This window comes from Zunongwangia atlantica 22II14-10F7, from assembly GCF_002094855.1.
Classification (GTDB): domain Bacteria; phylum Bacteroidota; class Bacteroidia; order Flavobacteriales; family Flavobacteriaceae; genus Zunongwangia; species Zunongwangia atlantica.
The window spans coordinates 204,014-212,777 of record NZ_ARYN01000009.1 but is presented as its reverse complement, the minus strand read 5'-3'; the positions used below and the strand labels follow the sequence as shown (position 1 = coordinate 212,777).

At 36.0% G+C, this 8,764-nt stretch carries 7 protein-coding genes and 1 pseudogene; 7 read left to right on the top strand and 1 reads right to left on the bottom strand.

The features are described from left to right. The 6 genes and pseudogenes from IIF7_RS11595 to IIF7_RS11570 form a co-directional block, all read left to right on the top strand. Window positions 1-183: pseudogene (locus IIF7_RS11595) on the top strand (bifunctional 4-hydroxy-2-oxoglutarate aldolase/2-dehydro-3-deoxy-phosphogluconate aldolase); the annotation flags it as partial. Then, window positions 180-1,166, top strand: a complete 987-nt coding sequence (locus tag IIF7_RS11590) for a TRAP transporter substrate-binding protein (protein WP_084841852.1) — start codon at window positions 180-182, stop codon at window positions 1,164-1,166. The pseudogene IIF7_RS11595 and the gene IIF7_RS11590, both read left to right, overlap by 4 nt. A 4-nt stretch (window positions 1,167-1,170) precedes the next feature. Then, the gene (locus IIF7_RS11585) at window positions 1,171-1,638 is read left to right on the top strand and encodes a TRAP transporter small permease (protein WP_176218946.1); all 468 of its coding nucleotides are present in this window, start codon (window positions 1,171-1,173) and stop codon (window positions 1,636-1,638) included. Then, on the top strand, window positions 1,635-2,924 hold the full coding sequence (locus tag IIF7_RS11580; RefSeq protein ID WP_084841850.1) for a TRAP transporter large permease: 1,290 nt from the start codon (window positions 1,635-1,637) through the stop codon (window positions 2,922-2,924). The genes IIF7_RS11585 and IIF7_RS11580 overlap by 4 nt, the downstream gene beginning before the upstream one ends. 15 nt (window positions 2,925-2,939) lie before the next feature. Further along, entirely contained in the window at window positions 2,940-4,391 is a 1,452-nt protein-coding gene (locus IIF7_RS11575) for a tagaturonate reductase (protein ID WP_084841849.1), read from the top strand. Window positions 4,392-4,423: 32 nt separating this feature from the next. After that, window positions 4,424-6,040, top strand: a complete 1,617-nt coding sequence (locus IIF7_RS11570; RefSeq protein ID WP_084841848.1) for a UxaA family hydrolase — start codon at window positions 4,424-4,426, stop codon at window positions 6,038-6,040. Here IIF7_RS11570 and IIF7_RS11565 read toward each other — a convergent pair. Continuing rightward, the gene (locus tag IIF7_RS11565; RefSeq protein ID WP_084841847.1) at window positions 6,035-7,057 is read right to left on the bottom strand and encodes a LacI family DNA-binding transcriptional regulator; all 1,023 of its coding nucleotides are present in this window, start codon (window positions 7,055-7,057) and stop codon (window positions 6,035-6,037) included. The two genes, IIF7_RS11570 and IIF7_RS11565, sit on opposite strands and share 6 nt — an antisense overlap. Before the next feature lie 237 nt (window positions 7,058-7,294). Here IIF7_RS11565 and IIF7_RS11560 point away from each other — a divergent pair, with 237 nt between their 5' ends. Then, entirely contained in the window at window positions 7,295-8,737 is a 1,443-nt protein-coding gene (locus IIF7_RS11560; protein ID WP_084841846.1) for a glycoside hydrolase family 28 protein, read from the top strand. Window positions 8,738-8,764: the final 27 nt, after the last annotated feature.

Sequence of the window (8,764 nt, the reverse complement as noted above, 5' to 3'; positions counted from 1 at the left end):
ATGCCGACTGGCGGTGTTTCCCCTACAGAAGAGAATCTAAAGGAATGGATTACAGCCGGGGTACATTGTGTGGGGATTGGATCAAAGCTTTTTATAAAAAATGATGCTGGAACTTTCGATTATGAGAAAGTGAAATTGAAAGTAGCAGAAGCGATTAGCATCGTTAAAACATTACGACCATGAAACTATTGAAGAAGAAATACCTGGTATTTTTTATGTCGATCGGCCTGCTTTTCATTGCGGGCTGTGAAGCTGAAGATCAAACTAAAGTAATTCGTTTGGGGCATGGTCTGGATACTTCACATCCTGTACATAAAGCAATGGTTTTTATGGCACAACGCCTTGAAGAGAAATCTGGTGGTAGTATGACCATCGATATTTATCCTAATCAGCAATTAGGGTCTGAACGTGAATGCTTAGAACTATTACAGATCGGAAGTCTTGGAATGACAAAGGTTTCTACCGGAGTTCTGGAAAATTTTGCTCCAGAACTAAAAGTTTTTGGCTTACCATTTCTTTTTCGTGATAGGGAACATAGATTTAGTGTTCTGGAAGGAGAGATAGGTCAAAAGCTCTTACTTGCTAGTGAACGAAATCGTTTGAGAGGTTTAACTTTTTACGATGCTGGAAGCCGAAGCTTTTATAGTACTGAGCCAATTAAAAATCCTGATGATCTGGCTGGACAGAAAATTAGGGTAATGGAAAGTCAAACTGCCATGAACATGGTTAAGAATTTAGGAGGTTCACCAACGCCAATTAGTTGGGGAGAATTATATACCGCTTTACAACAAGGAATCGTTGATGGTGCTGAAAATAACCTGCCTAGTTTTTATCTTTCTTATCACTACGAAGTTTGTAAATATTTTATGGTAGATGAACATACAGCATTACCAGACGAACTAATTGTTAGTACAGTAATTTGGAATAAGCTTAGTAATCAACAACAAGACTGGCTTAAGGAAGCTGCTGTAGAATCTGCTGAATATGAGAAAAAGATATGGCGTGAGGCAGAGCTACATGCTTTAGAAGAAATTCAAAAAGCGGGAGTAGAAGTAAGTTATCCAGATAAGGAAGCTTTTCGAGAGAAGGTTGCGCCCATGTACGAAGAATTTAAGAAAGATCCTGTAATGAAGAAAACCATAGAAGCTATACAGGCTGTAGAATAATATTATGAAAAAAGTTTTAGACAAATTGCTGGGAGGGGCTTTAGTGCTTCTAATGAGCTTTATCGTACTGGCTGTTTTATGGCAGGTATTTTCAAGATATGTGTTACAAAACCCAAGTTCAGTTACCGAAGAGATTGCCAGATATCTTTTAATCTGGATAGGTCTATTAGGAGCGGCTTATGCTTCAGGGCAACAAGAACATTTATCAATCAATATTTTACCACCTAAATTAAATCCTGAAAATCGTATAAAATTGATGATTTTTATCAATATCCTAATTATCGCTTTTTGTGTGACGGTATTAATAATCGGTGGTGGAAATTTAGTACTTATGAATATCGAGCTTGGACAGAATTCAGCAGCGCTTCATCTTCCACTATCAGTGGTGTATATGGTGATTCCAATAAGTGGAGTGCTAATTATTATTTACAAGCTCAACGAAATCTTTAATCCTAAAAAATACTTGCTATGATTACAGAAATACTAATATTGGTTATTTCCTTCGTGATTTTATTGAGTATAGGCGTACCGGTTGCCTGGTCGATTGGGATTTCCTGTTTGGTTACTATTTTATTTTCTATAGAATCTATTGCGGCATTTACCACGGTTGCCCAACGTATGGCTACCGGTTTGGATAGTTTTTCTTTACTGGCTATTCCATTTTTTATACTGGCAGGACAAATTATGAATCAGGGTGGCATTGCCAACCGACTCATCAAATTTGCAAAGGCATTAATTGGTTCACTTCCTGGCGGACTCATATACGTAAACGTGATTGCAGCAATGCTGTTTGGAGCGATCTCTGGCTCTGCCGTTGCAGCGGCTTCAGCTATTGGTGGGATTTTAGGTCCGCACATGGAAAAAGAAAATTATTCCAAGGAATTTGGTGCTGCGATTAATGTAACCAGTTCTACCACTGGATTAATTATTCCGCCTTCTAATGTACTTATTGTTTATTCCTTAGCCAGTGGAGGGGTTTCTATTGCAAGTTTATTTCTTGCCGGATACATTCCAGGAATTTTAATGGGATTGGCTTTAATGTTGGTGGCATCGGTATGGATTAAAAAGAAAAAATATCCTGCAGGCTCAAAATCTAGTATTAAAATGATTGCGGTTAGCTTTTTAGATGCTTTACCAAGTTTATTATTACTTGTGGTTGTTATTGGAGGAATTGTGTCTGGTATTTTTACGGCTACAGAAGCTTCAGGGATTGCAGTGCTTTATACCTTAATTCTAGCTACGATTTATCGCGAAATCAACCTGAAGAAGCTTTACAATATTTTCTTAAGTTCAGTAGGAACTACAGCAATCGTGTTACTACTTATAGCAACATCGATGAGTATGAGTTGGGTAATGTCTTTCGAGAATATTCCACAAACCGTAAGTGATCTTTTATTAGGCTTAAGTGAAAATAAATATGTAATTCTAATTATAATAAACCTACTTCTTTTATTTGTGGGAACCTTTATGGATATGACTCCGGCGATACTTATTTTTACGCCTATTTTATTACCTGTAATGCAAAATTTAGGCGTAGATCCTATTCATTTTGGGATGATCATGGTAATGAATTTATGTGTAGGATTATGTACTCCACCGGTAGGAGCAGTATTATTTATTGGGGTAGGAGTCGCAAAAACGACGATTCAAAAAGTAATGAAACCTTTATTGCCACTTTATGTCGTCATGTTTATCGTATTGCTTTTAGTAACCTATATCCCTGAAATTAGCCTTTGGCTGCCAAAATTATTTGAATAAGATAAGAATTTAAAGATGGAAAAATTAACTCGAGAAAACGCAAAACTTACAGAGGCTTTACCAATTAAGGTAGTTCAGTTTGGGGAAGGAAATTTTCTTCGCGCTTTTGTAGATTATGTTATAGATAAATTGAACAAGGAAGCTAATTTCAATGCTGGTGTTGCAGTAATTCAGCCTTTAGCTGGTGGATTAGTTGAAATGCTGAATGATCAGGACGGTTTATATAACCTTTTTATGAAAGGGGTGAAACAAGGAGAAGAAATTCAGCAGCAACGAACTATCTCCTGTATTCAGAAAGGAATAAATCCTTATAAAGATTACGAAGAATATCTAAAATTAGCTGAAGAAGAAAGCCTGGAATTTATTATTTCGAATACTACTGAAGCTGGGATAGCTTATGACGATTCAGATACACTAGAAGGTACTCCGCATAAAAGTTTTCCGGCAAAATTAACGGCTTTACTGTATAGAAGATTCAAACATTTTAATGCAGATGCTTCAAAAGGATTAACTATAATTCCGTGTGAATTGATTAATTACAATGCCGATACCTTGAAAAAAATTATCCTCCAATATGCCCAATTATGGCAATTAGAAGATGAATTTATTTCCTGGATCGATAACAGTAATAGTTTTCATAACACTTTGGTAGATCGTATTGTTCCTGGATATCCAAAAGATGATATCGAATCCTACCAGAGTCAGCTTGAATTTGAAGATAAATTAATTGTTTCTGCTGAAGTTTTTTTACTGTGGGTGATCGAGGGAGACGAGAAGCTAAAAGCTAAGATTCCTTTTGATAAGGTCGACGAGAATATTGTGGTGGTTAAAGATATGCAGCCATATCGAACAAGAAAAGTTAGAATCTTGAATGGAGCGCATACTACGATGGTTCCATTTTCTATACTCTACGGAAATGAAACTGTAAAAGAAACCGTAGACGATTCATTCACCGGAGCTTTCGTAAAAGAAGCTATTTTCAAAGAAATTATACCAACTTTATCACTTTCAGAAGAAGAATTAAAAACATTTGCTGAAGAGGTTTTAGATCGTTTCAGAAATCCATTTATAAAACATCAGCTGGCCAGTATCGCGCTAAATTCAATTTCTAAATTTAAAGTGAGAGTATTGCCAAGTTTACTTGTTTTTCAAACAAACTGTAATCGATTACCTTTGCATTTAGTATTCGCATTTGCTTGTTTAATAAGATTTTACAGAGGCGATTGGAATAACCAGATTTTACCAGTAAACGATGATGAATCTGTGATTAATGAAATTAAACGAATTTGGGAGAATCATAGTTATCAAGAGATTAGCTATGCCATATTAAGTAACGAAAAGTTTTGGGACGTAGATTTAACTACAGTTCCAGAGCTTCAGGATAAAGTAGCACTAGCCTTAGAACTTATAGAATCTAAAGGTATAGAAGAAGGATATAAAAATTTTACTGAAAAAGCTAAGGTTTAGCCTCAACATTTTCAGCATAAAAAATTAGAAGGATGAAGAGCAAACTAATAAAAGTACATCCACAGGATAATGTGGCGATTGCCTTAACCGATCTTTGGCAGGGTGATAGCATAAATTTTGAAGGGGAAGATGTTATCATACTTTCAGATGTAAAGGCAAAACATAAGATCACAATGGTCGATCTAGAGCCAGAAAGTAAGATTTATATGTACGGTGTTTTAGTAGGAAAAGCTACTGAAACTATTAAAAAAGGAGATGTGCTTACTGTAGATAATGTAAAACATCAAGCCAGTACCACTACTGGTAGAACAGAAACTGTTTCGTACACTGCGCCAGATATTTCTAAATGGAAAGACAGAACCTTTTTGGGATATCATCGTGAAGATGGACAGGTGGGAACTGCAAATACTTGGTTGTTTTTTCCGTTAGTCTTTTGTGAGAACCGAAATGTAGAATTGCTAAAAGATGTTTTTGAAAAAGAACTTTCCTTTCATAAATCCAGTAAACAGCGAAAATTACTACGGAATTTAATTAGCGGAAATAATATCGAACTCAGCGAAGAAGAGCCTGAAGAAGAGGATGCAATATTCGATAATATCGAGGTTCGTTTTATCACTCACCAGGGAGGTTGTGGCGGTATTCGTCAGGATTCGGTTTCCTTAGCCAAACTGTTGGCGGGATACGTAAACAATCCTAATGTAGCTGGTGCGACGGTACTAAGTTTAGGCTGCCAGAATCTTCAAATCGATATTTTTCAAAAAGCGATGGATACCATTAATCCAGATTTGAAGAAACCAATTTTAATTTATGAGCAGCAGCAGGAAGGAACCATTGATGATATGCTGAATAAGATTATTCGGGAATCTTTCGACGGAATTAAAAAAGCGAACGAAATTCAACGAAAACCGGCTCCATTATCTAAACTAAAATTAGGTTTAGAATGTGGTGGCTCAGATGGCTTTTCAGGAATTTCAGCAAATCCATCTTTAGGATATGCTTCAGATTTACTTTCGGCTCTGGGCGGTTCTCCAATTTTATCTGAATTTCCGGAGTTATGCGGAGTAGAGCAGGAGTTAGTGAATCGTTGTGTTGATGACGAAAAAGCGAAAAGATTTCTAGAATTAATGCGAGCCTACGAAGATGCTGCTGAAGCTTCTGGTTCGGGATTCGATATGAATCCGTCTCCAGGAAACATCAAAGATGGTTTAATTACTGATGCGATGAAGTCTGCCGGAGCAGCGAAAAAAGGAGGAACTTCACCAATTCAGGATATTTTAGATTATGGTGAATATGTTACAAAACCAGGTTTAAACTTGCTTTGTACGCCGGGTAATGATGTAGAGAGTACAACGGCCATGGTGGGCTCTGGTGCTAATGTTGTGGTATTTACAACAGGTTTAGGAACACCAACAGGTAATCCCATTGCTCCCGTAATTAAAGTAGCTTCTAATTCGATTTTAGCAGGTAGGATGCCAGATATTATAGATATCGATACTGGAGCCGTAATTAAAGGAGAAAAGACCATCGAAGAGATGGGAGAAGAGATCTTAGAATATATTATCGCAGTAGCTAGTGGAGAAACCATAGCTAAGGCCGATCAAAATAATCAAAACGATTTTATTCCGTGGAAACGCGGCGTTTCTTTATAAATTCCTATTAGAAGAATTTCTAACAAAAAGTTTGGGAGCCAGTATAACTTGCTTTTCTACAGTAAGTGTCTGGCTTCCTTCTATTTGTTCCAAAAATACCTGAGCAGCTATCTTTCCCATTTCAAGCGGAGTTTGATCTACAGAAGTAATAGGAAGCTCCATATATTTTGTAAAAGGCTCATTACTAAAACCAACCACACAAACGTCTTCTGGAATCTTAATTCCCATTTGTTTTAATTCCTGAATAGCGCCTAAAGCAGCATAATCACTGGAAGAAAAAATAGCATCTGGTTTTTCATCAAACTCCCATAAGTCTTTAATTGCTGAAATTCCCGATTCCAGTTTACTATTTACCTGAAGACTAAAACGCTTTAAAGGTGTGATTCCATTATCTTTCAAAGCTTTTAGATAACCCTGATGCCTGTTTTTATAGATTTCAACATTAAGATCGCCAGAAAAATGAGCAATTTTTTTACAACCTTGTTTAATTAAATGTTCAGTAGCAAGATAACCTCCTCTAAAATCATCTATCACTACAGAGCTTAGACCTTTTACTTCTTTTTTACGATCAAAAAATACTAAAGGTGTATTTTCAGCAAGTGCTTTTTTTATGTGAGAAGTATCTTGTGTGGTTTTAGCAACCGACATAAATATACCGTCTACCTGAGTATTTAAAAGCGTATCAATTTGCTTAATTTCATTATTCACATCTTCATGAGTCTGGCAAATAATTACATGATAACCATGCGGAGAAAGTTCTTCTTCGATACCACGAATTACACTAGAAAAAAAGCTCCTGTTAATATACGGCACAATAACCCCAACATTATTGGTACGACCACTTTTTAAAGCCTGCGCCAATCTATTTTGCTTGTAATTCATTTCTGCAGCGGTCTTTAAAACCAGCTCACGTGTTTTTGCACTAATCTTAGGATTATCATTTAATGCTCGTGAGACCGTTGCTGCACTTATTTTAAGCTTTTTAGAAATATCATAAATGGTAACTTTTTCAGCCATTTAGTGTGAAGTAGTATTAAATTTATTTCGAATAAAATATTTCACAATATAAGAATTAGATTTAAAAACCAGAGTACCTTCTAGGTATTATGGGTGTTTAAAAGGTAATTATCTATTATTTTTAAACTTCATAACTAGAAAATGTTTATTTTTAAGTTGAATTTTTTGGCATATTGATAATTAAACTTTAAATTAGTGCAATCGATTACAAAAATATACCTGTAATTTTAATAATTTATGATTTCAAGATTAAGAATATTGATTTTTGCATCCTGTGCTATCCTGTTTTCATGTAAAAATGAAAAAAAGGAAAGTGAAAATGTTGCTGAAGTTAAAACAGAGGAAATCCAGGATTTGGAAGGATGGGATAAAGCTGAAGCCATTTTAAAAGAGATCAAAATTCCACAATTTCAGGATAAAGAATTTAATGTACTCGATTATGGTGCGGTTGCCGATGGAACAACAAAAAATTCTGAAGCTTTTAAAAAAGCCATCGCAGCCTGTAACGAAGCAGGAGGCGGGATGGTAATTGTTCCTTCAGGGAAATTTCTAACCGGGCCAATTCATTTAAAAAGTAACGTAAACCTTCACTTAGAAGAAGGAGCAGAAGTATTGTTCAGCAAAGAAAAGCAGGATTATTTGCCAGTGGTACATACTTCTTACGAAGGTGTAGAGCTAATGAATTATTCGCCGTTAATTTATGCTTTCGAACAGGAAAATATTGCCGTGACAGGCAAAGGTACATTTAACGGGCAGGCCGATAATGAAAACTGGTGGCCGTGGTGTGGTGCCGAAAGATACGGGCATAAAGAGGGAACACCGCAACAAAAAGATGATCATAACTTACCTTCATTAAGAAAAATGAATGAAGAGGGTACTCCTGTTGCAGATCGTGTTTTTGGAGAGGGACATCAATTACGTCCTACTTTCTTTGAGTCCTTTAGTTGCGAAAACGTTCTCGTTCAAGGAGTGACTTTTACCAATGCACCATTTTGGGTAATTCATCCTATAAAATCGAATAATATCACGGTAGATGGTGTGACCGTAAATAGCCATGGTCCAAATAATGATGGTTGTGATCCAGAATATGCTAAGAATGTACATATTAAGAACTGTTTGTTTAATACAGGAGACGACTGTATAGCCATTAAATCTGGTAGAAATAACGACGGCCGCCGGGTAAATATTCCTAGTGAAAACATCATCGTAGAGGATTGCGAAATGAAAGATGGCCACGGTGGAGTAGTGATGGGAAGTGAGATTTCAGCCGGTGTACGAAATGTATTTGTTAGAAACTGTACGATGGATAGTCCAAATTTAGATAGAGCCATTAGGATTAAGACCAATACTTTAAGAGGAGGTTTTGTAGATGGCGTTTATGTGAAAAACGTAAAGGTTGGCCAGGTAAAAGAAGCCATGCTTAAAGTAAATCTTCACTACGGAATTTATGATAATCAGGATGGAGAATTTTTTCCTGAAATCTCTAATATTTACATGGAAGACGTGACGGTGAAAAATGCAGGTAAATACGGAATTTTAATCGCTGGCCGTGAAGGATCTAAAGTTTCAAATATTAATCTTAAAAATATAACTATTGATGGTGCAGATACTGCTGAAAAAATTACTGATGCAGATCCTGTCAATTACGAAAATGTAATCATCAATGGCGAAAAAATGTAGTTCTATATTAACTACAAAAAATAAATT

Excerpts from the sequence above, each read along its gene's own strand:
- IIF7_RS11590 (WP_084841852.1), top strand. The coding sequence starts at position 180 with ATGAAACTATTGAAGAAGAAATACCTGGTATTTTTTATGTCGATCGGC.
- IIF7_RS11585 (WP_176218946.1), top strand. The coding sequence starts at position 1,171 with ATGAAAAAAGTTTTAGACAAATTGCTGGGAGGGGCTTTAGTGCTTCTA.
- IIF7_RS11580 (WP_084841850.1), top strand. The coding sequence starts at position 1,635 with ATGATTACAGAAATACTAATATTGGTTATTTCCTTCGTGATTTTATTG.
- IIF7_RS11575 (WP_084841849.1), top strand. The coding sequence starts at position 2,940 with ATGGAAAAATTAACTCGAGAAAACGCAAAACTTACAGAGGCTTTACCA.
- IIF7_RS11570 (WP_084841848.1), top strand. The coding sequence starts at position 4,424 with ATGAAGAGCAAACTAATAAAAGTACATCCACAGGATAATGTGGCGATT.
- IIF7_RS11565 (WP_084841847.1), bottom strand. The coding sequence starts at position 7,057 with ATGGCTGAAAAAGTTACCATTTATGATATTTCTAAAAAGCTTAAAATA.
- IIF7_RS11560 (WP_084841846.1), top strand. The coding sequence starts at position 7,295 with ATGATTTCAAGATTAAGAATATTGATTTTTGCATCCTGTGCTATCCTG.